This window comes from Bacillus sp. SIMBA_005, assembly GCF_046535585.1.
GTDB lineage: Bacteria > Bacillota > Bacilli > Bacillales > Bacillaceae > Bacillus > Bacillus pumilus.
In genome coordinates, this window is record NZ_JAWRWI010000003.1 from 340,269 (window position 1) to 365,858 (window position 25,590).

The window sequence follows — 25,590 nt, forward strand, 5'->3', positions numbered from 1 at the left end:
CTATCCTTAGGTAGTGTCTCTTTTCCTTCAAACGTGAAATGAGAAAGAGAGGCGAAAAATCATGATCAAACGTACAGTGAAACAAATCGCCCAAATGGCTGGTGGGACACTATCTAATCAAGCTTTTGGCGAAGAGCAAATTCACGGAGTGACAACAGATACACGAAAAGTATCAAAAGGTGCATTGTTTATCCCCCTAATTGGAGAACATTTTAACGGTCACACATTTGCTTCTAAAGCAGTGGAGCTTGGAGCCGCAGCTGTTTTTTGGAATCAAAAAGAAACCAATCCACCGGAAGGCGTACCTGTCATTCTTGTCGATGATACTCTGGCAGCACTTCAGCAATTGGCAAAATCGTATTTAAAAGAAGAAAACCCTCGTGTTGTCGGTATTACAGGAAGTAACGGGAAAACGACAACGAAAGATATGATTCATTCCGTCTTACAAACAACGTATCAAGTTCATAAAACAGACGGTAACTTTAATAATCATATCGGTCTTCCGCTCACCATTCTTGCGATGCCAGAAGGTACAGAGATAGCTGTATTAGAGATGGGCATGAGTGCAAAAGGAGAGATCGAGTTCTTGTCAAACCTAGCTGAGCCTGATGCAGCAGTCATCACCAATATCGGAGAATCTCATATGCAAGATTTAGGATCAAGAGAAGCCATTGCTGATGCAAAATATGAGATCACAAAAGGGCTTAAAAAGGATGGCACCTTTTATTATTTAGGTGATGAACCCTTGATCCGCGAGAGAGCGACTGTACTTTCGCAGCAAGTGAAAACCTTTGGAGAAGCAGAGGACTGTGATATCAAGGTAACGCATATCAACCAGCTTGCAGAAGGAACTGAATTTCAGGTCGAAGGGTATGCCCAGGGGTTTCTCATTCCTGTATTAGGGAAACATAATGTGAAGAATGCCCTTGCTGCCATTGCCATAGGTCAGCATTTCGGACTGAATGAAAGACAAATTGCCCAAGGACTCATGCAAACAAAATTAACAGGAATGCGTCTTGAACTGTTTAAAACAGAAAAAGGAATCACTGTTATCAATGATGCATATAATGCAAGCCCTACTTCCATGAAAGCTGCCATTGATCTTGTAGGAGATATGGACGGCTTCGCAAATCGCATTCTTGTCCTTGGAGACATGCTAGAGATGGGTAGCGAAGAAGAAACGTATCATTATGAACTAGGCCGCTACATCAAGCCCGAATTTATTGATCATGTGATGACATATGGCCGCCTAGGTGCATTCATCGCTGAAGGAGCAAAGAAATCATTCGGTGATGCGCGTGTGTTCTCATTTATGGACAAAGAGGAACTGAAGAAAAAACTTGCTGACGTAGCAGGTCCTGACGATGTTGTTCTCGTCAAAGCCTCACGCGGCATGAGATTAGAAGAAATCATTACTGCACTATAAAAAGAGAGCGGCAAAGAAGGTGACAGAATGATTGGCTGTCTCTGTATACATGGATTTACTGGCGCCCCCTATGAAGTGGAACCGCTAGCGCAATATTTAAGGCAGAAGACAGATTGGAACGTTCAGTCTGTCACGCTTCCGGGGCATGGAGATGAACTTCAGCTAAAAGGTATTCTCTATCAAGAATGGATTGCGACAGCTGAATTAGAACTTCTTTCTCTTTACCGAACATGTGATACCATTTTTTTGATCGGGTTTTCTATGGGAGGAATGATTGCTGCTTATCTTGCAGCGAAGTATCCAGTTGCTCGTCTCGTCCTTTTAAGTGCTGCGGCGAAATATGTGAATCCAAAACAAATGATTCAAGACACAAGGCAGATGGTGAAAGAATCATTGTCTGGGCTGATTGATACGAACCCTTTGTATGATAGATACCGTCATAAGCTAACGAGCACACCGCTGTCAGCCGCTGTTGAATTTATGAAGCTGGTGAAGCAAACGAAGAGCTCTCTTGAGAAACTTCACCTCCCTGTGTTAATTGTTCAAGGGGAAAGCGATGGGATTGTGCCAGCTTCTAGTGCACAATTTATTGATCATAAAATCCCGTCCCGTCAGAAAGAAATGTTTTATTTACCTGATTGTAAACATCATGTTTGTCACGAGCCATGTGCACAGCAATTGTTTGAAAAAGTAGAGGAATTTCTTAAAAAAACAATTTAATCTATAGAAAAGCGAAAATGTGGCTAAACTAATATAAATTGAATCCCACTTGTTAAAAATTACATCATTTTTGTCGAATGAGTGACAAGCCTATGGTACAATAGGAAAGAAAAGGTGGTTGATTCGGTTGTTTCAATATGACGGAAAAACCTTTGTCCCGCAGTCTAATTCGAGTAACGGAGAAGTATCGGTAGGCACCGTATTTCAATATCGTCAGGACGGGAATATATTAACGGGCACGTATCAAGGCGGCAGTATTGTATCTGGTGTACTTGTAGGAACTGTAAATGAGGATGGAACACTTCATTTTAGGTACCACCATGTCAGCAAAGACGGCAGCATGAGAAGCGGGTCTTGCAATTCTACACCTAATCAGTTGGATAACGGAAAAATTCAACTGTTCGAAAAGTGGAAATGGATGGATGGCGATCAAAGTGATGGTGAATCTGTCATTGTGGAACAGTAGATATATCCATTTCTGTCTTGTTGAAAAACAAATAGTGTAATGGTAAGATATAAGGTAGGGTAATTCGGGCTTTGTATATAATGGACCTGTCCTTTCAGAAAAGGGCAGTTTTTAATGATCATTCACGAGATTACTGAAACAGCAATTAGAAGGAGTTTGAATAATTTGACTATAACGTTTCAAGATTTTCAATTAAGCGAAAGTCTCATGAAAGCTATTAACCGCATGGGATTTGAAGAAGCAACACCGATTCAAGCGGAAACAATTCCTCTCGGTCTTCAGAATAAAGATGTCATTGGACAAGCACAAACAGGAACAGGAAAAACTGCAGCGTTTGGTATTCCTCTTGTAGAAAAAATCGACCCAGCGTCTCCAAATATCCAAGCGATTATCATTGCGCCAACAAGAGAATTAGCGATTCAAGTATCTGAAGAGCTATACAAAATTGGCCAAGACAAGCGTGCGCGCGTACTTCCGATTTACGGTGGACAAGATATCGGCCGTCAAATCCGTTCGCTCAAGAAAAATCCTCATATCATCGTAGGGACTCCAGGACGTTTACTCGATCACATTAACCGTCGTACAATGCGTCTTCAAAATGTTGAAACTGTTGTGCTTGATGAAGCAGACGAAATGCTAAACATGGGTTTCATCGAAGACATTGAATCGATCCTTTCAAATGTACCAAGTGAACACCAAACACTTTTATTCTCTGCGACAATGCCTGCACCAATTAAGCGCATTGCAGAACGTTTCATGACAAACCCAGAACACGTAAAAGTAAAAGCAAAAGAAATGACTGTCTCTAACATCCAACAGTTCTACTTGGATATCCACGAGCGTAAGAAATTTGACACATTGACTCGTCTTCTTGACATTCAATCACCTGAGCTTTCAATTGTCTTCGGCCGTACAAAACGCCGCGTTGACGAATTGACTGAAGCACTTAACCTTAGAGGTTATACAGCTGAAGGAATTCATGGTGACTTGACTCAAGCGAAACGTATGGTTGCGCTTCGTAAATTCAAAGAAGGTTCAATCGATGTGCTTGTAGCAACAGACGTTGCAGCACGTGGACTTGATATCTCAGGCGTAACACACGTGTATAACTTTGACGTACCACAAGATCCAGAAAGCTACGTACACCGTATTGGACGTACTGGACGTGCTGGACGTACAGGTATGGCGGTGACATTCATCACACCGCGTGAAAAAGATATGCTTCGTGCGATTGAGCAAACGACTAAACGTAAAATGGAACGTATGAAAGAACCAACTCTAGATGAAGCAATTGAAGGTCAACAGCAAGTAACTATTGATCGTCTGCGCACCATCATCAGTGAAAACAACTTAAACTTCTACATGACAGCTGCTGCTGAATTGCTAGAAGATCATGATTCTGTCACAGTGGTTGCGGCTGCCATCAAAATGATGACAAAAGAACCGGATGCAACGCCTGTTCGTTTGACAGATGAAGCACCAATGGTTTCAAAACGCAATCGTAACAACCGCAGCTCTTCTAAACGTAGAGAGAGTGGCGGCGGAGGCGGCGGCTATCGCGGGAAAAGCCGTTCATCTTACGGTGATAAAAAGCGTTCTTCAAATGACCGCAATCGTTCTTCTAGCGATCGCCGTCAAAAGAAATCTTATAACAACTAATTCAAAAGCGAATCCTTTGCAGGGTTCGCTTTTTTTAACAGGTTTACTGAAACTTTTTAGGCTTTCTTTCGTAATATATTGATAGAAAAGTAAGAGAATGGGGGAAGAATGTGAGAAAACAGCCGCAACGTCAAATTAGTTTAAATGGTTTAAAGGTATGGCGTCTTCAAAATGGAATTATCTCATTGATTTTCTTACTCATCATCATTGGGGTATTTGTTGCTAGTTATTATCTTCAATGGCCATATTGGATTGGCGCCATCCTCGCCGGTTTATGGGTCTTACAGGTCATTTTTGGCATTTGGCTTATACCGAAAATCCGTCATCGCATCTGGCGCTACGAAGTATTCGAAAATGAAATTGAAATTCAGCATGGGCTCATTCGTGTCACACGTGTGATTGTACCGATGGTGCGTGTCCAGCATGTCGATACATCACAAGGGCCGCTTTTAAGGCGCTACCGTTTGGCATCTGTTCAAATATCGACTGCTGCCACAGTTCATGATATACCGGCGCTAGAATTAGAAGAAGCAGATGAGCTTCGTGATTACATATCTCGTTTAGCAAGGGTGACGGAAGATGATGTCTGAACCAAAACGTGTACATCCAATCTCGATGTTCATTGATTTTATCTCAGATGCCGTATCCATGATCAAAAACTTCATTATCCCTTTTTTCGTGCTTATTTTTGTGAACTCGAATTCGAGCATTCGTTTTTATGCATTTATCATTCTTGGTGTGCTTCTTTTATGGAAAGCTGTTTTAACTGTTTTAGCATGGAGGCGCTTCACCTACCGAATGGAAGATGATGAATTTCGCGTGGAATCGGGCGTCATCACAAAAAAGAAAAAATATATTTCGTTAGAACGAATTCAAACGGTGAATACAAGTGAAGGTATCTTCCAGCGGATTTTTGGTTTGGTGAGGGTTCAAATCGAAACAGCTGGAGGAACAGACGGTCCAGAAGTGAGTCTGACGGCGATTACAAAAGCAGAAGCGGAACAATTAAAGCAATCGATTTTCAATCGGAAGAAAAGCTTGCAGCAAGAAGAAATGGTGGATGAAAATGGAGCTGTCCCGCATGATCCTCTGACAGCGCAGCAACCTGTAGAAAAAGAAATCAATGTTTCCTACCGGATGGGTATACCAGAGCTGCTTTTGGCTGCGACCACTTCAAGCGGGATCGGAGTCATTATTTCTGGGTGTCTCGCCATTTACACACAAATAGATGAAATTCTTCCTTTGGACGGATTCGTCAAGCGGTTTTCTTTTTTAAGTCATGCGAGTATTGAGATTTATGCGATTCTCATATTTATCGCCGTATTGATTGCGTGGATTCTTAGTGTTGGGGTAACAGCCCTTCAATATGCGAATTTTAACGCAAAACGAAAAGGGAAAGACATCATCATCACAAGAGGGCTCATCGAAAGGCATCAAATGACCATTCCGCTTGCGAGAATTCAAGCAGTGAAAATCAAAGAAAATATTCTTCGTGAACCCTTTGGCTTTGCGACGGTGATGCTTGTGAGTGCAGGAGGTTCTATTACAGAAAAAGAAACCTCTTCCGTCTTATTTCCACTGATTCGGAAGAAAAAAATCAACGAACTGCTCTCTCAATTCACAGATGATTATCATTTGGAGCCAGAATCTGAACTGAAAAAGGTGCCAAAGCGTTCACTCAAGCGCTACCTGATCTCTTTCGGCTTTGTGCCATTACTTGTCGGCGTAATCCTATCTGTCCGTTTTCCGCCATGGGGGTATTTGGCTCTCATTCCGCTTCCGATTGCTTTGGTTTTTGGCTATTTAGCTTATAAACAATCAGGCTATACGATCAAAGATCCATTGATTCAACTGACATCAAGAGGCATTGGCAAAACCACTGGCATTGTCTTGAGAAAACGAATGCAAAACTATACGATGACGCAATCTTTCTTCCAAAAGAAAGGCCGGGTGGCGAGTATTCACACCTTTGTGAAATCCTCTGCGCTGCTTGATTCGTTTGGTGTGCATCACCTTGAGGAAGAAGATGCAGCACGTGTAATGGATTGGTATTCGTATGAAAAAAACAAATCAACTTAAACACAAAAATGTCGATCCGCTTCCTGTTCATAGGAGTGATCGACATTTTTTATGAGGTTAATAGTGTCTTTTTTTTGAATGGAAAAATAGCGTAAGAGGTGCTAGGAGCATGCCGCCGATCAATCCAAATAAGTGAGCCATGATATTGATGTTTGAGTTGACGAACGTCATGATGACAGAGACTGCAAGAATCGTTAAGATTACCTGAGAATTGCCGCGGTCCATCATATGCGGTTTAAATAGAACAAGGTATAAATAAACGCCAAACAAACCGAAGATCGCACCAGAAGCGCCGACATGTACATACTCTAAAGGCTCGACCCAATAGGTTCCGAGATTACCAATGAACCCTGCACCAAGATAGATGATCAGAAATCGAACCTTCCCAAGCAAATGCTCAAGCGCTGGAGCGAATAAGAACAATGACATTGAATTGAACAAAATATGGGTCAGACTTCCGTGAAGGAAAACAGGTGTGACGAGCCGCCACCATTCTCCAGCAGCTACACCATAATTGAAACCGACGAGATGGTCGTGACCAAGCTGTATAAGAGGGATAGGAAGCGCAAATATAAGCCATAGACCAAATTGCAAAGCAAGGATCGTTGTGACGATTGGATACGATCTAATAAATTGGTGAAAGCTCTCCGTTCGAATAAACATAACAAACCCCTTTTGACTAGATAATGGTAAGTTTATAGTAACACGTTTATGAAGAGAACATCCAAATTAGTACGAGTATCATAGGAGGTACCTCATGATCAAAGGAATAGGCATTGATATAGTAGAGATTAACCGGCTCGCGCGCGTGCTTAGTAGACAGCCCCGTTTGCCAGAACGAATTTTAACGTTAAGTGAACAAGACATCTTTCACGCACTTAGTGAAAAGAGGCAGCTGGAATTTTTGGCGGGACGTTTTGCAGTAAAGGAAGCTTTCGCTAAAGCATACGGAACGGGAATCGGCTCGTATTTAAGCTTTCATGACATGGAAATCCAAAAAGACGAACATGGAAAACCCTTCATCAAAAGCGAAAAGACGAAGGGTGATCAGGTTCATGTGTCCATCACTCACACGAAAGAATATGCTGCAGCACAAGTTTTAATTGAAAGGTTGTCAAGCTAGTCTGCATATTGTTTGTCCCCTCTTCATATATTGGGTAGTGCGATAAGGAAGGGCGAGTTGCTAACAGGCTTTGATGGTTCGCGGTACGCAGTTAACTCTTGAGGCGTACTGTTAAAGTCAAACAAGCGGTTTCTTCCTTTTAACACAATTAACGAAGGGGTTGAAAAGGGTGAGAAAAAGCTTTGTTTTGCTTGTAACGGGAATCCTTTTTGTACTGATTCTCTCCGCATGCGGTCAAAAATCTCAGAAGGATATCGTTGGAGATTTAAACAAAAAGGCAGAGGAAATGACATCATACAAAGCCAAAGCAAAAATGACCATTGAGACAGGAAATGACCCGCAGGAGTATCAGGTAGAAATTTGGTACAAGAAGCCGGAACTTTACCGTGTCTATTTAGAAAATCCGAAAAAGGATCAGAGTCAAGTCATTTTAAGAAATGGCAATGGTGTGTTTGTGCTGACACCTTCATTGAACAAGAGCTTCCGTTTCCACAGTGATTGGCCAAATAATAGCAGTCAGGTCTACTTATTTGAGTCGCTCGTGAAGGATATTAAGAATGACAGTGCCGCTCAGTTCAAAGCGAAAGATTCAAAGTATGTGTTCGAAACCAAAACCAATTATCAGCACAACCAAATGCTGCCTACCCAAGAGATTATCTTTCATAAAAAAACAATGGCGCCTGCCAGTGTGAAAGTGCTGGATAGCGACAAAAAGCCAATGGTGAAAGTGGAATTCTCTCACTTTGAATTCAATAAATCCTTCGACAAAGATGCATTTGATGAGAAGAAAAACATGACACTCTCTCAAATGGATGTTGCCACAAGTGCAGACCCATCTGACAGCTTTGCGGTGAAAACACCAGTTGACATGCCAGAGGGTGTGAAAAAGATGGAAGAGAAAGAAATGATGACAGATGCCGGGAAGCGTTATGTGATGACGTATGGCGGAAAGAAATCCTTCACACTCATTCAGGAAAAAGCGAGAGTCGCTGAAGCATCTACGCCTGTGACAATGAACGGCGAGCCAGTCGACCTTGGCATGACAGTTGGGGTTCTGACAGATCAATCCCTTTCATGGACATCTGACGGAGTGGACTACTTGATTTCTTCAAGTGATCTATCGAAGGAAGAGCTCTTGATGGTTGCAAAGAGTGTAGAAGGCCAGTCAGCTAAATAAATACCTCAGGCGAGAGCCTTAGAAATGAAACATCAGCCCTATACAAGGGCTGATGTTCTTTGATTTGTTTCACTTTATTCCTGATTTTTAGTATCATATGAGGGGATTGAATCATTCAATAGGGAAGTGTGACGGATGGACACAAATGCCTTTTATAGAGACACATGGGCAGAAATTAATTTATCAGCAATCAAGCATAATGTTTCACATATGAAAGATCATATCGGTCAAAGTGTTCAACTAATGGCTGTGGTGAAAGCCAATGCATATGGACATGGAGATATAGAAGTGGCAAGAGCTGCTCTCAAAGCAGGTGCAGACGTATTAGCCGTCGCCTTTTTAGATGAGGCCGTTTCTTTAAGAAATAAAGGCATCAAAGCACCAATACTGGTACTCGGCGCTGTACCGCCGGAATATGTCAAAGTCGCCGTTCGATACAATGTCATCATGACTGCATACTCCATCGATTGGCTGAGAGACGTCACCAACATGATGAAAGGGCAGATGGGACAGCCTATACGATTTCATTTGAAAATAGACAGCGGAATGAACAGATTAGGTGTGAAAACGATTGAGCAAGTGAACGAAGTGAAAAAGCTTGTCAGCGAGCACTCTTATTTACAGCTGGAAGGCGTATTTACTCACTTTGCGACAGCAGATGAAAAGGATGAGGCCTACTTTGATCGGCAGGTCGACACCTTTCAAACACTGCTTGAGCCGCTTCATACGGACAAGCTGCTCGTTCATTGCGCCAACAGTGCAGCAGGTCTAAGGTTTAAAGACGTCTTGTTTAATATGGTTCGCTTCGGCATCAGTATGTACGGGCTGTCGCCGTCAGAAGAAATCAAGGATGAACTGCCTTTCAAGCTCGAAGAAGCTATGTCTCTTCATACAAAACTTGCCCATGTGAAGCACATTCAAAAGGGTGAGAGTGTCAGCTACGGGGCAACGTATACAGCCAATCAAGATACGTGGATCGGCACGGTTCCAGTTGGCTATGCAGATGGATGGATCCGGAAGCTGGCAGGAACGGAAGTACTTGTTGGCGGAAAGCGCCGGAAGATCGCCGGAAGGGTTTGTATGGATCAATTCATGGTTGAACTGAAAGACAAGCTTCCAGTAGGGGAGCCGGTCGTTTTAATTGGTAAGCAAGGAGAAGACATGATACCAGTCGATGAAATCGCCAAAAGGCTTGAAACCATTAACTATGAAGTCACGTGCTCGATTGGCCACCGTGTTCCAAGAGTATATATAGAAGACGGCAAAAGAGTGCATGTACGGAACCCGCTCCTCCAAGGCGGGCCAAGTTTTTTATAAACACATTCAAAAGAACGATAGTCAAACTGACTTCGTTCTTTTTTATTCGACAAAAGTAGGGTAAACATTCTCCCTTTTTTAGAGATTTTGGAAATACCGTATGATTTTCGGAAAAAGGCGTATAATGGGAAGGAGGAACTCCATTATCATCTTGATTTACGGGTGGCGAGCCGCTTCATGTTCTAATAAGAAATCATGAAAAAACAGCTTTGCTTGTGCATTGAATAATGGTATGATTAGTCTTGGAATGGATCGATACGGTATCCGTAAGTTTTGTGGAGGTGTATGTTTTTTGTCTGAATCCAGCGCAACAAACGAAATGAAGATTCGACTGCCGGAGACTTTAATGTCTGAGATCGAACGAGTAGCAGAGCAGGATAAGGTAACAAGAAATGAATTGATCTACCGAGCGACAAAAACGTATATTCGTGAACGTAATATTCGACAAAATCGTGAATCGATGAGACGCGGCTACATGGAGATGGCGAAAATTAATCTGAATATCTCTTCAGAAGCACAATACGCAGAGTTTGAGGCTGAGAATACAGTTGAGCGATTAGTCAGCGGGGGTTAAACATTTGATTGTTAAACGCGGTGATGTTTACTTTGCTGATTTATCTCCTGTTGTTGGCTCCGAGCAGGGCGGGGTTCGCCCGGTATTGGTGATTCAAAATGACATTGGAAATCGCTTCAGCCCGACTGCTATCGTTGCAGCCATAACAGCCCAAATACAAAAAGCGAAATTACCGACTCACGTCGAAATTAATGCAAAGCGGTACGGCTTTGAACGAGATTCTGTCATTCTTTTGGAACAAATTCGTACAATCGATAAACAAAGATTGACAGATAAAATCACACATCTTGATGATGAGATGATGGAGAAGGTTGATGAAGCCTTACAAGTTAGTTTGGCTCTTATTGATTTTTAATATGGTGAGACTTGGTTGCTCTATTGGGAGCAACTTTTTTTGTGTTCAATTTTTATTAACGTTATAATGAAGAAAGACTAAAGAATTGCTTTAAATGTAAGTAGGGGGTAAAACATGTCGAATCATATCGTGTTAGCTTTTGCAAGAAAGCATCAAAAGGAATTAGAAAAAGAGTGGACGGACATTTTAAAACGACTCGGAGAAAAAGAAACGGACATGATGCTGAACGACAAAATGTATGAAACCATCTGTTCGGAGTATGTTCAACTCATCATTACATCTCTTTCAGAGGGGTATAATGAGGAGTTTGAAGAAAAAGTGCAAACTCTTGCTTTAAAAATTGTTCAAATGGGTATATCACTTAAGTTACTGGCAAACGGCCTAACGGAAATCCGTACACATTTATATGAAAAAATGAACGATGACAAAGATACAAAAGAAGAAAGTCATGACCTCATCTGGCAAATCGATCGATTCATCACACCCATTCATAACGAGATCTTAAACCAGTATTCCATCTCATGGGAAAAAACCGTCAGCCTTCAAAAAATTGCGCTGCAGGAACTTTCTGCCCCGCTGATCCCTGTATTTGAGCACATCACCGTCATGCCGCTTGTTGGAACAATTGACACAGATCGTGCGAAAAAAATTATGGAGAACCTGCTCAATGGTGTCGTCAAACATCGCTCACAGGTCGTCTTAATTGATATCACGGGTGTACCTGTCGTGGACACAATGGTGGCCCACCATATTATTCAAGCGTCAGAGGCTGTGAGATTAGTAGGAGCGAAGTGTTTACTTGTCGGTATTCGCCCAGAAATAGCCCAAACCATTGTGAACCTTGGAATTGATTTATCTCAGGTTACAACAAAGAATACCCTTCAAAAAGGAATTCAAACTGCTTTGGAAATGACAAATCGAAAAATTGTTTCATTGGAGGGATTACCAAGTGAGAAATCACCCGAAGATTCCAATCTTAAAACTATATAACTGTCTTCTGATTTCAATACAGTGGGAGCTTGATGATCAAACAGCTCTTCACTTTCAAGAAGACTTACTGAATAAAATTCATGAAACAGGAGCAAACGGTGTTGTCATTGACTTAACATCCGTCGATATGATTGATTCATTTATCGCAAAGGTATTAGGCGATGTGATCACCATGTCCAAGCTCATGGGGGCAAAAGTTGTATTAACAGGAATACAGCCGGCAGTCGCTGTGACGCTCATTGAACTTGGTATATCGCTGGAAGAAATTCAGACAGCACTAGATCTTGAACAAGGGCTTGAGACACTGAAGCGGGAATTGGGGGAATAGATATGAAAGACCAATCCTGTGTAAAGATATTGACGGAATGGGATATAGTCGCAGCAAGACAATTGGGGCGCAATGTTGCAAAAGAACTTGGTTTTGGAACAGTTGACCAAGCAAGAATTACGACGGCCATTTCAGAATTAGCTCGAAACATCTATTTATACGCTGGTAAAGGTCAGATCTGTATAGAAGAAGTGATGGAGCGCGGAAAGCGTGGACTCAAAGTCATCGCAGCCGATGAGGGGCCTGGCATCATGGATATACGTAAAGTGATGGAAGACGGATTTTCTACATCAGGCGGCCTCGGAGCAGGCTTGCCGGGCGTCAGAAGATTGATGGATGAATTTAAATTAGATTCTGCACCAGAACAAGGAACGGAGATACAAGCTGTTAAGTGGCTTCGCTAGGAGGGAAACCATGGATTTTAAGGAGGTAATGGAGCAGCGGTACCATCAGCTGCTCAGTCGTTATATCAGTGATTTAACTGAAACATCGCTTTATCAAGCTCAAAAATTTAGCCGTAAAACCATTGAGCATCAAATACCTCCTGAAGAAATAGTGAGTGTTCACCGAAAAGTGATTCAGGAGCTTTACCCTGATTTGCCGAAAGATGTTTTTCATTCACTAGACTTCTTAATTGAAGTCATGATTGGGTACGGACTTGCCTATCAGGAACATTTAACACTTAGAGGCATCCAGCAAGAAATTAAATCAGAAATTGAAATTGCTGCCAATGTTCAGCAAACCCTTCTGGAGACGAAAATTCCAGAAGGAGATACGTTCGATATTGGGGCGATAAGTGTACCGGCAAAACAGATGAGTGGAGATTATTACCACTTTGTGACTGATCACGATACGATTAATATCGCGATCGCAGATGTCATTGGAAAGGGAATCCCGGCTGCGCTTTGTATGTCGATGATTAAATATGCGATGGATTCCTTGCCAGAGTCAGGGAGCGGCCCAACTAAAGTGCTAAAGACCCTTAATCGTGTTGTCGAGCAAAACGTAGACCCAAGTATGTTTATCACCATGCTTTATGGCAGCTATAATAAAGAAACACATGAATTTAAATATGCATCGGCTGGTCATGAGCCGGGCTTTTTCTATTGCAATAAAGAGAATCAATTTTACGATTTAGATGCAAAAGGGCTTGTGCTTGGAATTGCACCAGATTTTGATTATAAGCAGTATGAGAAGCATTTGGACGTAGGGGATATGGTGATTTTATTCTCAGATGGTGTCACAGAATCCAAATCGGAGGACGGCTTCTTAGAGCGTGAGGATATCAAAGAGCTGATATCAGAGAACCTATCCTATTCAGCTCAGGAAATGGTGGATGCCATCTATGACAGCTTACTCAAGCTGCAAGATTTTCAGCTGCATGATGATTTTACGTTACTTGTCCTCAAAAGGAAGGTTTAGAAAGTGCATAGACGGGTATATAAAATTCAAGGAAACTAGAATTTCGAGGTGAATGCATAATGAATATGTCTGTAAAAGAGCATCAAATAGATCAAAAAACGAAAATTAGTGTCAGTGGAGAAATCGATGTGTACTCTGCTCCTCAGCTAAGAGAAACACTCATGCCTAAAGCCGAGGCGGGAGAGCATCTAGAGATCTGTTTGAAGGATGTTACGTATATGGATAGTACAGGATTAGGTGTATTTGTTGGGTTGTTTAAAGCAGCTCAAAAAGCAGGTGGAACACTAAAGCTTGAGAACTTGTCAGATCGGCTTGTAAGGTTGTTTGAAATTACTGGATTAAAGGACATCATTGACATTTCTGCAAAGACAGAGGGTGGGGTACAATGAACGAATCAGTAGATCTAATCGAGATGAAAATACCGGCAAAACCAGAATATGTAGGCATCATTCGCCTGACTCTTTCAGGCGTAGCGAGCCGAATGGGCTATGTCTACGAAGAGATTGAAGACTTAAAAATTGCCGTCAGTGAAGCTTGTACAAATGCAGTTCAGCATGCCTATCAAGGAAAAGACGGTGAAGATGGAGAGGTAGCTGTTCGCTTTCTTGTCTACGAAGACCGTCTAGAAATCATTGTCGCTGACAAAGGCGGTAGCTTTGACTTTAAACAAAAGCAGGAAGACCTCGGACCGTATACAACTGCTCATACGGTGGATCAATTGGCAGAAGGAGGTCTTGGTTTATACTTAATGCAAACATTGATGGATGAAGTCGAGGTGCAAGCAAACTCCGGAGTTACCGTTGCGATGACAAAGTTTTTAAACAGGGAGCGAGTTGACCATGACACAACCATCCAAAACTATGAAACTAACTAAAGATGAAGTGGATCGCCTTATCCAAAGCTATCAATCCAATCAAGATGAGCAGGCGCAGCTCACGCTGGTCGAATGCTATACAAACTTGGTTGATGTGCTGGCAAAAAAATATTCAAAAGGAAAAAGCTTTCATGAGGACCTCAGACAAGTTGGAATGATTGGTTTACTTGGCGCCATTAAGCGATACGATCCGCTCGTCGGTAAATCATTTGAAGCCTTTGCTATTCCAACCATTATCGGGGAAATCAAACGCTTTTTACGGGATAAAACGTGGAGTGTCCATGTACCAAGGCGAATCAAAGAGCTTGGACCAAGAATCAAGATGGCCGTTGATCATCTAACAACAGAGACGCAAAAGTCACCTAAAGTCCAAGAAATTGCAGAATACCTAGATGTGACAGAAGAAGAAGTACTGGAAACCATGGAGATGGGCAAAAGCTATCAAGCACTGTCTGTCGACCAAGGCGTAGAGGCGGATTCTGAAGGAAGTACAGTCACCATTTTAGACGTTGTCGGCTCACAAGAAGAGGGCTACGAACGTGTCAACCAAAAAATGATGCTTGAGAGTGTGCTTCATGTTCTGACAGATCGAGAAAAAGAGATTATCAATCTGACTTATTTGCAAAATAAGAGTCAAAAAGAAACAGGCGATTTATTAGGGATATCCCAAATGCATGTATCGAGACTGCAACGGAAGGCAGTTAAGAAGCTACGAGATGCATTATCAGAAGATGCGTCTATGGAGCTAGGGTAATGAAGCAGATTGAACAGCATAAGCATGTGAATGCCATCATCTATCAATCGAATAAAGAAGGGAAATCATGCTGCGGGGACAGTTTTTTTATTAAAGCAGATGATGAAGAACTAATTTGTGCTGTGGCAGACGGATTAGGCAGCGGTCAGTTCGCCAATGAATCATCTTCTTTAGTCAGCGAAATTGTCGAAGAATATGGACATGAGGATATGACGACACTCATTGACAGATGCAATCAGGCGATGAAAAATAAACGCGGAGCCACTGTAGCCATATTAAAGGTGAATTTTTCCCAGCAGCAATTTACCTATTGTTCGGTTGGTAATATTCGGTTCATCTTGAATGCCCCTTCTGGCGACTATATTTATCCACTTCCGACATCAGGATACTTATCAGGGAAACCTAGAAAATATAAAACATATACCTATTCCTACGAAAAAGGATCGACATTCATTATGTATTCAGACGGACTGAATGTGCCAAACATGAGAATGTGTTTAAAGCATAGCCATTCAGTTGCAGACATTGCCAAGCAGCTTGAAACATACACACAAGACAAGAAGGACGATCTCACCTATGTACTTGGTCAGCTCACGTAAAATAGCTGACCTTTTTTCTGTTTTACCGATTTTTTTGATACACTAAAAGAGAAGAAACAGTGAGAGGATGCAAAGTATGAAGACATCTGACTTTTTATTGAAACAAATTGCAACAGAATTAAAGCTTTCAACAAAACAAATTGAAAGTGTCATCAAGCTCTTAGAGGATGGCAACACCGTCCCGTTTATTGCCCGTTACCGGAAAGAGCAGACAGGCTCACTGGATGAGGTGCAAATTCAAACCATATCAGAGCGCTATACATATATCCAAAATGTCATGAACCGAAAAGAAGAAGTCATCCGGTTAATCGCAGAACAAGACAAACTAACGGATGAATTAAAACAAAAAATTGAACAGGCTCATAAACTGCAAGAGGTCGAAGATTTATACCGGCCATTCAAACAAAAACGTAAAACAAAAGCAAATGTAGCCAAAGCAAAAGGACTCGAGCCGCTGGCGGATTATATACTCACACTGCCAAGCGATGAGATCGAGAAGAAGGCTGCTTCTTTTATCAACGAAGAAAAGGAAGTAACAAGTGTAGAAGAGGCACTTGAAGGCGCACAGCACATCATTGCTGAACAGCTGGCAGATGATCCTGATATGCGGAAATGGATTCGCAGCGAAACGTACCAAAAGGGCAGCCTAATCACATCAGGAAAAGACATCGAAAGCGATGAGAAAAATGTCTATGAAATGTATTACGATTATCAAGAGCCCATCAAAAAGATAGTGCCTCATCGTATATTAGCGGTTAATCGTGGAGAGAAAGAAGGCATCTTAAAGGCAGCCATCGAGCCGCCTGCTGAAAATATTCGTTTCTATCTCGACAAACAAGTCATAAAAGGCAAACAGACGACGGCAAGACCGTTTATCGAAGCGGCAATTGACGATGCGTATAAACGTCTTATCCAGCCTTCCATCGAACGAGAAATACGTAAAGAGCTGACAGAAAAAGCAGAAGAACAAGCGATTCATATTTTTGCTGAAAACTTAAGAAAACTACTGCTTCAGCCGCCAATGAAAGGGAAGCGTGTACTTGGAGTCGATCCTGCATTTCGTACAGGCTGTAAGTTAGCAGTCGTAGATGATACAGGAAAAGTTCATCATATCGGCGTCATTTACCCGCACCCGCCTGTGCATAAAAAATCGGAAGCGAAACAAAAAGTGAAAGAGATCATTCAATCATCAAACATTGAAGTCATTGCGATTGGAAACGGAACAGCCTCAAGAGAGACTGAACAATTCATTGCAGACCTCATTCAAGAGCTGGATCAGCCGGTCTCCTATTTGATTGTGAATGAAGCAGGAGCAAGTGTATACTCTGCGTCTGCACTGGCGCGAGAAGAGTTTCCAGATCTGCAAGTCGAAGAACGAAGTGCTATATCCATTGCTCGAAGATTACAAGATCCTTTAGCAGAGCTTGTGAAAATTGATCCGAAGTCTGTCGGAGTAGGCCAATACCAGCATGACGTGAGCCAAAAGCAATTAAACAGCTCGTTAACCTTCGTAGTGGAGACGGTCGTCAACCAAGTCGGTGTAAACGTCAATACAGCCTCACAGGCGCTGCTGCAATATGTGTCAGGTCTTTCAAAAGCTGTCGCGGGGAATATCATCAAGCGCCGCGAAGAGATTGGAAGATTTACAAGCAGAAAAGAGCTAAAGGACATTCCAAGACTTGGTGCTAAGACTTATGAGCAGTGTATTGGTTTCCTGCGCATCGCAGATGGACAAGATCCACTTGATCGGACAGGCATTCACCCTGAGAGCTATAAAGAAACAAAACAGTTCTTACGCATGATCAAGATGACGCCAGATGATCTTGGCACAGAGCAGTTAAAGGAGAAAATCGCAGAGGTTCAGCTGGATGAAGCAGCAGAGCAGCTTGATATTGGTATCATTACACTTCAGGACATCATCGATCAGCTGACAAGACCTGAGCGTGATCCGCGCGATGAAGTACCAAAACCTCTTTTGAAAACAGATGTGTTGAAATTGGAGGACTTGAAGCAAGGAATGGAACTGCAAGGAACGGTAAGAAACGTCGTAGACTTCGGCGCATTTGTAGATATTGGTGTCAAGCAGGACGGGCTTGTCCATATTTCCAAGCTCAGCAACCGTTTTGTGAAGCATCCGCTTGACGTTGTATCCGTTGGTGACATTGTGACTGTATGGGTGGACTCCGTTGACCAGACAAAAGGCCGCGTTGCCCTCTCCATGCTGAAACCAGAGTAAAACAAAAAACGAGGCGCACCTCAGGATGGGGTGTGCCTTGATGCGACTGAATGTTTTTTTCTGTAGAAGTACCAGCATTGATTCAGCAACTTAATTTGGTAATGATTTTTTTCGAAAAAAGCCTTCTGCATCTGATTTTTCAGCCAGTTGGGCATCGCCCATTCCTCCTTTGATCGAAACAGTGGGTGTACCTTCAATGTATGCAAAGGGGAAATTGTCCCGTTCGAGGTTTTTATAGAAAGGAACGATCTTGATTGAAGGAGAGCGAGTTACAGCAGTTAACAGAACATATTTCTGAGCAGTTCTTTGGTAAGGCATTCCGCCATCAGGCTGTTTTTAATGGCCGTCTCAAAACGACAGGCGGGCGGTATTTACTTGGAACACACAATATCGAGCTAAACCGCCGATACCTAGAGGAACATGGACGAGAAGAATTAATCGGAATCATTAAGCATGAGCTGTGTCATTATCATCTGCATCTTGAGGGAAAAGGCTATCAGCATCGTGACCGCTCCTTTAAAGAGTTATTAAAACAAGTAGGAGCCCCGCGTTTTTGTACACCGCTCAAGACCTTACAAAATAAACGGCGTGTACAGAAGCGGCAAGAATATGTCTGCACAGGATGCGGTCAATATTTTATCAGGAAAAGGCGAGTTGATACCTCTCGTTATGTGTGCGGCGTCTGCAAAGGAAAATTAAAATGGCAGCGTACAATCGGTTCAGAGTGATAGGCATTCCTTTATGGGATGCTTTTTTTGTGAGACGAAGTAGACATATTGAGACAAATAGAGACGCAAGTCTCATTTTGTCTCTTTTTTGATCGATGTGAATCGCTCAAAGCCTAAGCTTTCAAGCGCTGTGATGTTGGCACGTTTTTTGCTTGTATAGAAGTGCAAGCAAAAAAGATAGGAGGTTTTATCATGAAAATGGCACTCACAAAAGAAAAAGCCGTTTGGATGTATCAAAAAATGCAGGAAATCCGCCAATTTGAAGATCAAGTACACACGCTTTTTACAAAAGGGATCTTGCCAGGTTTTGTCCATCTTTATGCTGGTGAAGAAGCTGTTGCTGTAGGAGTCTGCGCTCATCTGAATGAACAAGACAGTATTACAAGTACCCACCGCGGCCACGGTCATTGTATCGCTAAGGGCTGTGATCTTAAAGGAATGATGGCAGAAATCTATGGAAAAGCCACAGGTCTTTGTAAAGGAAAAGGCGGATCTATGCACATTGCAGATTTTGATAAAGGAATGCTCGGTGCCAACGGAATTGTTGGAGGCGGCTTTCCACTTGCGTGCGGGGCAGCCCTTACAGCTAAATATAAAAAGACAGATAATGTAAGCGTTTGCTTTTTTGGGGATGGTGCTAACAATCAAGGGACTTTTCACGAAGGAATCAATCTCGCCGCCATCTGGAAACTGCCAGTCATTTTCATCGCAGAAAACAATGGTTACGGGGAAGCGACGCCATTTTCCTATGCTTCAAGCTGCAAATCGATTGTGGATCGAGCCGTCAGTTATGGCATTCCGGGTATTCAAGTAGATGGAAAAGATGTGACAGCCGTTTATCAAGCAGCAGAACAAGCGATAGAACGAGCAAAAAATGGAGAAGGTCCGACATTGATTGAATGCATGACATATCGGAATTATGGTCATTTTGAAGGAGACGCCCAGCGCTACAAAACCAATCAAGAAAAAACCGAACATCAAGAAGAAAAAGATGCCATCACTCTTTTTAAAAAAGAATTATTAAAGCAGCATCTGCTAACGGATCAAGAGATATCAAGTATTGAAGCGGCTGTAGCAGAAGCGATAGAGGAAGCCGTTAGATTTAGTGAAGAAAGTGAATATCCAGATCAATCCGAATTATTGACCGACGTATATGTTTCGTATCAATAAATCTGAAAGGGGAGAGGGAAATGACAAGAGAAATCAGCATGTCTAGTGCTTTGAATGAAGCGATTAAACTAGCAATGAGAAGAGACGAAGATGTCATTTTAATGGGGGAAGATGTTGCAGGAGGCGCTCATGTAGATCACTTACAGGATGATGAAGCATGGGGCGGTGTTCTTGGTGTAACGAAAGGAATCGTTCAGGAATTTGGACGTGAGCGTGTCCTTGACACACCGATTAGCGAAGCCGGTTATGTAGGTGCGGCTATGGCAGCTGCTTCAACAGGGCTAAGACCAATTGCGGAGCTTATGTTTAATGATTTTATCGGTACTTGTCTCGACCAAGTGCTGAATCAAGGCGCAAAATTTCGATACATGTTTGGCGGAAAAGCAGAGGTGCCTATCACGATTAGAACGACACATGGGGCGGGTTTTAGAGCAGCTGCCCAGCATTCACAAAGTTTGTATGCGCTATTTACAAGCATCCCTGGTTTGAAAGTAGTTGTGCCTTCTTCACCATATGATGCCAAAGGGCTGCTGCTGGCAGCCATCGAGGATCAGGACCCTGTCATCTTTTTTGAAGACAAGACGCTTTACAATATCACAGGAGATGTGCCGGAGAGGTATTACACATTGCCGCTTGGTAAAGCAGATGTGAAGAGGGAAGGATCTGATGTAACCATCTTTGCTGTGGGCAAACAAGTGTATACAGCACTCGAAGCGGCAGAGCAATTGTCTGCTCAAGGTATTGAAGCGGAAGTGATTGATCCAAGAAGCTTGTCACCGCTCGATGAAGAGGCCATTCTGACTTCAGTAGAAAAAACTAATCGACTTGTCATTGTCGATGAAGCAAATCCAAGGTGCGGAATTGCCGCAGATATCTCTTCTTTGATTGCAGATAAAGGATTTGATTTACTTGACGCACCAATCAAAAAAGTGACGGCTCCTCATACACCGGTACCATTTTCACCACCTCTTGAAGATATATATCTGCCAACACCTGATAAAGTTGTGAACACCGTATTAGAGATGATTGGCAAGAGTCATGACAAGATCTTGAACTAAAGAAAGGAGAGAGGGAGATGGCTGTCGAAGTTGTGATGCCTAAACTGGGCATGTCGATGAAAGAAGGAACGGTATCTGTCTGGAATAAAGAGGTCGGTGAGACCGTAAACAAAGGGGAAAGCATTGCAAGCATCAACTCCGAAAAAATTGAAATGGAGATCGAATCACCTGCTGAAGGAACCATTTTGGATATAAAAGTGCCTGAGGGAGAAGGTGTACCGCCCGGCACGGTCATCTGCTATATCGGTGAAGGAAATGAACAAGTGGAGGAAAAGAAAGATAGAGACATCCAGTCAAAACCAAAGAAAGAGAGAAAGAAAATCTCCCCTGTTGCCCGTAAAATGGCGAATAGCTTAAACCTAGACATTGATACGCTGGTGGGGACAGGACCAGGTGGAAGAATTACGAAAGAGGATGTGCTTCGTGCACTTCCTGAACGCAAAGAGAAGAAACAAAACGAGACAGTGCAACAGCCTATTAACATGATGCGGAAAACAATTGCCTCAAGAATGATGGAAAGCCTGCAAACAAGTGCACAATTAACCATTACGATGAAAGCGGACGTGACAAAACTGAAAAACCTGCAACAACAGCTGAATGAAACAGCCATCGCACGTTACGAGACAAAGTTGACCATCACCGATTTTGTAGCCAAAGCAGCGATTTTATCGTTGCTAGAACATCCTGTGATGAACAGTCAATATCATAACGGAGTTGTCAAAACCTTTGAGAATGTTCATCTTGGGATTGCTGCTGCGTTAGATAACGGATTGGCAGTACCGGTCATTCAGCATGCGGAGCGGTTAACGCTGATAGAGCTGGCGAAAAGCATTAAATTGTATGGCAAAAAAGCACGTGAAGGAAAGCTTCTTCATGACGAAATCAAAGGTTCTACCTTTACCATCACCAATCTTGGAGCGTATGGTGTAGAGCATTTTACGCCAATTTTGAATCCGCCGGAAGCGGGGATCCTTGGCGTCGGAACAATGTATGACACTCCTGTTTATCGAGAGGGTGAATTGAGCAAAGGGACCATCCTGCCACTCAGTCTTACGTTCGATCACCGCGTGCTGGACGGGGCGCCTGCGTCTGCATTTTTATCAACGGTCAAAGCACATTTAGAAGAACCAATATCCATTCTTTTATAGGAAGAAGGTGAATGTACCATGACACTGGTCATGATAGGGGGCGGACCAGCAGGTTATGTGGCGGCCATAACTGCCGCCCGTTTTGGCAGAGAGGTTGTGTTAATTGATCAAGGTCAGCTGGGAGGAACCTGCCTCAATGAAGGCTGTATTCCGACCAAAGCACTTTTGCAAAGCGCCGATATGTATGAGCATGTAAAATCAGCAGGACATTTTGGCATTGAGCTTCCAGAACATGAGCCTATCATCCAATGGAAGGCCGTTCAAAAACGAAAACAGTCTGTCGTCAAGCAGCTCACTGATGGTGTTCGCTATTTGATGAATAAAAACAAAGTCACCGTGGTAAATGGGAAGGCTTCATTTCTATCAGAACATGAGCTATTGATAGAAAGTGAAGGAAAGTCTGAAATCATTCAAGCAAAACAAATCATTATTGCAACAGGGGCTGCGCCTGTTGCTTTACCTTTTGCGCCTTTTGATGGGGAATGGATCATTCACAGCAAGGACGCCATGTCACTTTCTTCGATCCCAGATTCACTTTGTATCATTGGGGGCGGGGTGATTGGCTGTGAGTTTGCGAGCATCTTTAGCAGAATGGGATCAAAGGTTGTTATGGTTGAACAGGCAGTGCACATTTTACCAGAAGAAGATCGTGATACAGCACAATGTCTTCATGAGCAGCTCGAAGAAACGGGTGTAAACATTTTGACGTCCGCCGCAGTCAAACAGCTTGATTCCTCTTCAAGAAAAGTAGTGGTGGAGAATAATCAAGGAGAACGTTGTGACATCCAGTCGGATCTTTGCTTAGTGGCGATTGGCAGAACTCCGCAACTTGGAGAGTTGAATCTTGATCAGATTGGAATTGAATTTGATAGGAACGGAATCTACGTCAATGAACATATGCAAACCAATCTCCCGCATATCTATGCGTGCGGTGATGTGACAGGTGGGGTCCAGCTTGCTCATACTGCTTTTCATGAAGGAGCGGTTGCAGCATCCCATGCATCAGGTGAACATGTAAAGGTCAATGAGCAAGTCATTCCGAGATGCATCTACACCTCTCCAGAAATCGCGAGTGTTGGTTTAAATGAAGAGAGTGCTAGAAAACAATATGAGGAGATTCGGATCGGGACATGTGCATTTTCTGCAAATGGAAAAGCATTAATCTTAAATCAACCAGCCGGTCACGTAAAGGTCATTGTAGAACCGCAATATCAAGAAATATTAGGCGTTTCAATCATTGGACCGAATGCAACAGAACTGATTGGACAAGCGGCGGTGATGGTGCATGCAGAGTTGACCGCTGATACATTAGAGCAGTTTATTGCGGCACATCCGACACTTTCAGAGGCAATACATGAAGCCGTGCTGCAAACCATTGGACGAGCGGTGCACTGCTGAAAAAGACTCCTTTTCTATCCAATTGACTTCTTGGGTTAGCCAACGATAATTGAAAGCGCTTTTATATTTATCTATAATGAATAAAAAGCCCCCAGAGGAGAGGATGGAATGAACCCGACGCCTTGTTATTTAAATACGTGGAATCGTTTTGTTCGTGAAGGTTTGCTTGATCAGTCTCGTCTGAATAAGAGAGTGGCAGAATCATGGCATAGGTGTAAACAGGCAAATGTGAATCCGTATTTAGATAAAGGACAGTCGTTGTTAGAAAAGGAACGATTCAGTGCCCAAAAAAAGAAATATTCATTATTCCTAAATGTGGCTCTTCCTTACTTAAATAAAATCAATCAGCAATTAAAAGATTCTGATATGCTGGCCTTACTCATCGATGCAGATGGTTATGTGCTAAGTTTGACAGGAAGCGAAAGAACGATGGTGGAAGCCAGAAGAATTAATTTTATGGAGGGTTCACGCTGGACTGAAACGGATGTAGGGACAAATGCGATCGGAACGGCACTCGTCATCGGTGAAGCGGTGACGATCAACGGAACAGAGCATTTTTCTATCGCCTCTCATCATTGGAGTTGTTCTGCTGCACCAATTCGCGATGCGGACGGTACAATCATAGGGGTGATTGACATCTCCTGTATGACGGATAACAAGCACCCTTTTATGCTTGGAATGGCTTCAACGGTTGCTTATGCCATAGAGAGAGAAATTCAAGTCCAGCAAAAAAGGAGAGAGATGGAGCTGATCACTCATTGTCTTCAGCAGGTGGAAGCAGACGAACCGTATGTGGTCTGTAATGAAAAAAAACAAATTGTGTCTGCCAGCAGGTCGATTAGAGATCGATTTTCAGACTGGTATGGAATGGATGTCGATCAGCTTAAGGATCATTCATTTGTTATTCGGGGAAAGCAGATCATTCAATCTGAGCAAGACGGGAAGGTGCTAGGCATATCCCTTTCTCTTGAAGAAGCAGCGAAAAGCAGCATGACCGTTTCTTTTGCTCAATTTCCCGGGGAATCAGGAACAAGTAAGGTATTTCAACAGACGCTTAGTGAGATGAAGAGAGCGGCACAAACAGATGCTCATGTGTATATTTGGGGAGAAACAGGGACAGGGAAGGAACTCGCCGCTAGAGCCATTCACTCCGCCAGTGAAAGGCATAAAGGGCCGTTCATTGCTGTTAATTGCGGAGCCATTCCTGAAAGCCTGTTAGAAAGTGAGCTGTTTGGCTATGCTGAAGGGGCCTTTACAGGGGCAAAACGTCACGGAGCTAAAGGGAAATTTGAACAAGCCCATAAAGGAACACTCTTTCTAGATGAAATAGGCGAAATCCCATATGCGATGCAAGTAGCGCTTCTTAGGGTGATAGAAGAAAGGGCAGTCATACCGCTCGGCGGGACACACGAAATCCCTTTGGATATTCGAATCATTACAGCGACTCACCGTAATATGAACGAACTGCTGAAGGAAGGAAAAATACGAGAAGACTTGTATTATCGTCTTCATGTCTATCCGATCAACATCCCGCCGCTTAGAGAAAGAAAAGAAGACATTCATGATTTATATCGTTATTACCAAAAGAAGCATCACTGGAATGCAGTGTTTCCTGAATCATTTTTTCAGAAATTGCAGGCGTATCATTGGCCAGGAAACATACGAGAGCTTTTTAACCTGTTTGAACATCTAAGGGTCCTCTTTCCGAAAGGCGGATGGGTTGGTGAATCGCAATATGCTCAAGTATTAGAGACGATTGATCAGAAAAAACAGAAGCTGCATCCAGCAGAGCAACCCGAGACTTCAAAAGAACTCACATTCAGGGAACGCATTCAAAAGCAAACAGTGATAGACGCACTGCATAAAACGAAAGGTCATGTGTCAGAAGCAGCGAGGTTAGCAGGAGTGCCAAGAAGTACTTTTTATAAGTGGATGCGAAAGTTTCATTTGTCTTAATCTCATGTGGAAGGCTGCATCAAGGCCCTTGGT

General features: G+C 42.8%; 28 protein-coding genes. 26 read left to right on the plus strand and 2 right to left on the minus strand.

Translation table 11 applies throughout. The annotated features are described in order from the left end of the window. Positions 1 to 61 precede the first annotated feature (61 nt). The 6 genes from SB660_RS06695 (at position 62) to SB660_RS06720 (ending at position 6,350) form a co-directional block, all read left to right on the plus strand. The gene (locus SB660_RS06695; protein ID WP_061406816.1) at positions 62 to 1,426 is read left to right on the plus strand and encodes a UDP-N-acetylmuramoyl-tripeptide--D-alanyl-D-alanine ligase; all 1,365 of its coding nucleotides are present in this window, start codon (positions 62 to 64) and stop codon (positions 1,424 to 1,426) included. Positions 1,427 to 1,453: 27 nt separating this feature from the next. Beyond that, positions 1,454 to 2,146, plus strand: coding sequence for an alpha/beta hydrolase (locus SB660_RS06700; protein WP_180309527.1), 693 nt, complete (start codon positions 1,454 to 1,456; stop codon positions 2,144 to 2,146). 127 nt (positions 2,147 to 2,273) lie between these two features. Then, positions 2,274 to 2,612: an avidin-fold protein gene (locus SB660_RS06705; protein WP_058015387.1), complete on the plus strand. Its 339-nt coding sequence runs from the start codon at positions 2,274 to 2,276 to the stop codon at positions 2,610 to 2,612. Between the two features lie 165 nt (positions 2,613 to 2,777). Next, positions 2,778 to 4,271: a degradosome RNA helicase CshA gene (gene cshA, locus SB660_RS06710; RefSeq protein ID WP_058015388.1), complete on the plus strand. Its 1,494-nt coding sequence runs from the start codon at positions 2,778 to 2,780 to the stop codon at positions 4,269 to 4,271. Positions 4,272 to 4,381: 110 nt separating this feature from the next. Then, complete coding sequence (locus tag SB660_RS06715; RefSeq protein ID WP_003214135.1) at positions 4,382 to 4,861, plus strand: PH domain-containing protein; 480 nt, start codon at positions 4,382 to 4,384, stop codon at positions 4,859 to 4,861. Then, a complete protein-coding gene (locus tag SB660_RS06720) occupies positions 4,851 to 6,350 on the plus strand; it encodes a PH domain-containing protein (protein ID WP_058015389.1) in 1,500 nt (499 codons plus the stop codon). The genes SB660_RS06715 and SB660_RS06720 overlap by 11 nt, the downstream gene beginning before the upstream one ends. 57 nt (positions 6,351 to 6,407) lie before the next feature. Here SB660_RS06720 and SB660_RS06725 read toward each other — a convergent pair whose 3' ends face one another. Then, on the minus strand, positions 6,408 to 7,013 hold the full coding sequence (locus tag SB660_RS06725; protein ID WP_410581870.1) for a rhomboid family intramembrane serine protease: 606 nt from the start codon (positions 7,011 to 7,013) through the stop codon (positions 6,408 to 6,410). A 94-nt stretch (positions 7,014 to 7,107) separates the two neighbouring features. On the opposite strand from SB660_RS06725, the gene acpS reads away from it, so the two are divergent. The 14 genes from acpS (at position 7,108) to SB660_RS06795 (ending at position 18,099) form a co-directional block, all read left to right on the plus strand. After that, entirely contained in the window at positions 7,108 to 7,473 is a 366-nt protein-coding gene (acpS, locus tag SB660_RS06730; RefSeq protein WP_144463287.1) for a holo-ACP synthase, read from the plus strand. 160 nt (positions 7,474 to 7,633) lie between these two features. Continuing rightward, a complete protein-coding gene (locus SB660_RS06735) occupies positions 7,634 to 8,650 on the plus strand; it encodes a LolA family protein (protein ID WP_144463289.1) in 1,017 nt (338 codons plus the stop codon). Between the two features lie 135 nt (positions 8,651 to 8,785). Further along, complete coding sequence (gene alr, locus SB660_RS06740; protein ID WP_058015393.1) at positions 8,786 to 9,967, plus strand: alanine racemase; 1,182 nt, start codon at positions 8,786 to 8,788, stop codon at positions 9,965 to 9,967. A gap of 292 nt (positions 9,968 to 10,259) precedes the next feature. Beyond that, complete coding sequence (locus SB660_RS06745) at positions 10,260 to 10,541, plus strand: hypothetical protein (RefSeq protein ID WP_012008995.1); 282 nt, start codon at positions 10,260 to 10,262, stop codon at positions 10,539 to 10,541. Between the two features lie 4 nt (positions 10,542 to 10,545). Further along, positions 10,546 to 10,896, plus strand: coding sequence for a type II toxin-antitoxin system endoribonuclease NdoA (gene ndoA, locus SB660_RS06750; protein ID WP_003214169.1), 351 nt, complete (start codon positions 10,546 to 10,548; stop codon positions 10,894 to 10,896). Positions 10,897 to 11,010: 114 nt separating this feature from the next. Then, a complete protein-coding gene (locus SB660_RS06755; RefSeq protein WP_061406828.1) occupies positions 11,011 to 11,886 on the plus strand; it encodes an RsbT co-antagonist protein RsbRA in 876 nt (291 codons plus the stop codon). Next, positions 11,846 to 12,214 (plus strand): RsbT antagonist protein RsbS, encoded by a 369-nt coding sequence (rsbS, locus tag SB660_RS06760; RefSeq protein WP_003214235.1) that lies wholly within the window; start codon positions 11,846 to 11,848, stop codon positions 12,212 to 12,214. The genes SB660_RS06755 and rsbS overlap by 41 nt, the downstream gene beginning before the upstream one ends. Positions 12,215 to 12,216: 2 nt before the next feature. Continuing rightward, positions 12,217 to 12,618 (plus strand): anti-sigma regulatory factor, encoded by a 402-nt coding sequence (locus SB660_RS06765; protein ID WP_003214085.1) that lies wholly within the window; start codon positions 12,217 to 12,219, stop codon positions 12,616 to 12,618. Positions 12,619 to 12,628: 10 nt separating this feature from the next. Then, positions 12,629 to 13,636, plus strand: a complete 1,008-nt coding sequence (locus SB660_RS06770) for a PP2C family protein-serine/threonine phosphatase (RefSeq protein ID WP_180309523.1) — start codon at positions 12,629 to 12,631, stop codon at positions 13,634 to 13,636. Positions 13,637 to 13,695: 59 nt separating this feature from the next. Beyond that, entirely contained in the window at positions 13,696 to 14,025 is a 330-nt protein-coding gene (locus SB660_RS06775) for an anti-sigma factor antagonist (RefSeq protein ID WP_061406832.1), read from the plus strand. Further along, on the plus strand, positions 14,022 to 14,510 hold the full coding sequence (rsbW, locus tag SB660_RS06780; RefSeq protein WP_119124437.1) for an anti-sigma B factor RsbW: 489 nt from the start codon (positions 14,022 to 14,024) through the stop codon (positions 14,508 to 14,510). The genes SB660_RS06775 and rsbW overlap by 4 nt, the downstream gene beginning before the upstream one ends. Next, on the plus strand, positions 14,476 to 15,264 hold the full coding sequence (gene sigB, locus SB660_RS06785; protein ID WP_058015397.1) for an RNA polymerase sigma factor SigB: 789 nt from the start codon (positions 14,476 to 14,478) through the stop codon (positions 15,262 to 15,264). The genes rsbW and sigB overlap by 35 nt, the downstream gene beginning before the upstream one ends. After that, the gene (locus tag SB660_RS06790) at positions 15,264 to 15,863 is read left to right on the plus strand and encodes a PP2C family serine/threonine-protein phosphatase (RefSeq protein WP_410581876.1); all 600 of its coding nucleotides are present in this window, start codon (positions 15,264 to 15,266) and stop codon (positions 15,861 to 15,863) included. The genes sigB and SB660_RS06790 overlap by 1 nt, the downstream gene beginning before the upstream one ends. 76 nt (positions 15,864 to 15,939) lie before the next feature. Further along, a complete protein-coding gene (locus SB660_RS06795) occupies positions 15,940 to 18,099 on the plus strand; it encodes a Tex family protein (protein WP_410581878.1) in 2,160 nt (719 codons plus the stop codon). Between the two features lie 20 nt (positions 18,100 to 18,119). Here the strand turns inward: SB660_RS06795 and cmpA are convergent, their stop codons facing one another. After that, the gene (gene cmpA / locus SB660_RS06800) at positions 18,120 to 18,254 is read right to left on the minus strand and encodes a cortex morphogenetic protein CmpA (protein WP_012009003.1); all 135 of its coding nucleotides are present in this window, start codon (positions 18,252 to 18,254) and stop codon (positions 18,120 to 18,122) included. Positions 18,255 to 18,353: 99 nt separating this feature from the next. Between cmpA and SB660_RS06805 the strand changes: the two genes are divergently transcribed. From SB660_RS06805 to SB660_RS06830, 6 genes are all read left to right on the plus strand, one after another. Beyond that, a complete protein-coding gene (locus SB660_RS06805; RefSeq protein ID WP_410581881.1) occupies positions 18,354 to 18,827 on the plus strand; it encodes a SprT family protein in 474 nt (157 codons plus the stop codon). Positions 18,828 to 19,019: 192 nt separating this feature from the next. After that, complete coding sequence (locus SB660_RS06810; protein ID WP_180309520.1) at positions 19,020 to 19,997, plus strand: thiamine pyrophosphate-dependent dehydrogenase E1 component subunit alpha; 978 nt, start codon at positions 19,020 to 19,022, stop codon at positions 19,995 to 19,997. 20 nt (positions 19,998 to 20,017) lie between these two features. Continuing rightward, positions 20,018 to 21,055: an alpha-ketoacid dehydrogenase subunit beta gene (locus tag SB660_RS06815; RefSeq protein WP_058015401.1), complete on the plus strand. Its 1,038-nt coding sequence runs from the start codon at positions 20,018 to 20,020 to the stop codon at positions 21,053 to 21,055. 17 nt (positions 21,056 to 21,072) lie between these two features. Then, positions 21,073 to 22,203 (plus strand): dihydrolipoamide acetyltransferase family protein, encoded by a 1,131-nt coding sequence (locus SB660_RS06820; RefSeq protein ID WP_410581884.1) that lies wholly within the window; start codon positions 21,073 to 21,075, stop codon positions 22,201 to 22,203. Between the two features lie 18 nt (positions 22,204 to 22,221). Further along, positions 22,222 to 23,601, plus strand: a complete 1,380-nt coding sequence (gene lpdA, locus SB660_RS06825; RefSeq protein ID WP_410581886.1) for a dihydrolipoyl dehydrogenase — start codon at positions 22,222 to 22,224, stop codon at positions 23,599 to 23,601. 108 nt (positions 23,602 to 23,709) lie between these two features. After that, positions 23,710 to 25,557 carry a sigma-54-dependent Fis family transcriptional regulator gene (locus SB660_RS06830; protein WP_410581888.1) on the plus strand — a complete coding sequence of 616 codons (1,848 nt, stop codon included), beginning with the start codon at positions 23,710 to 23,712 and terminating at the stop codon, positions 25,555 to 25,557. Positions 25,558 to 25,590: the final 33 nt, after the last annotated feature.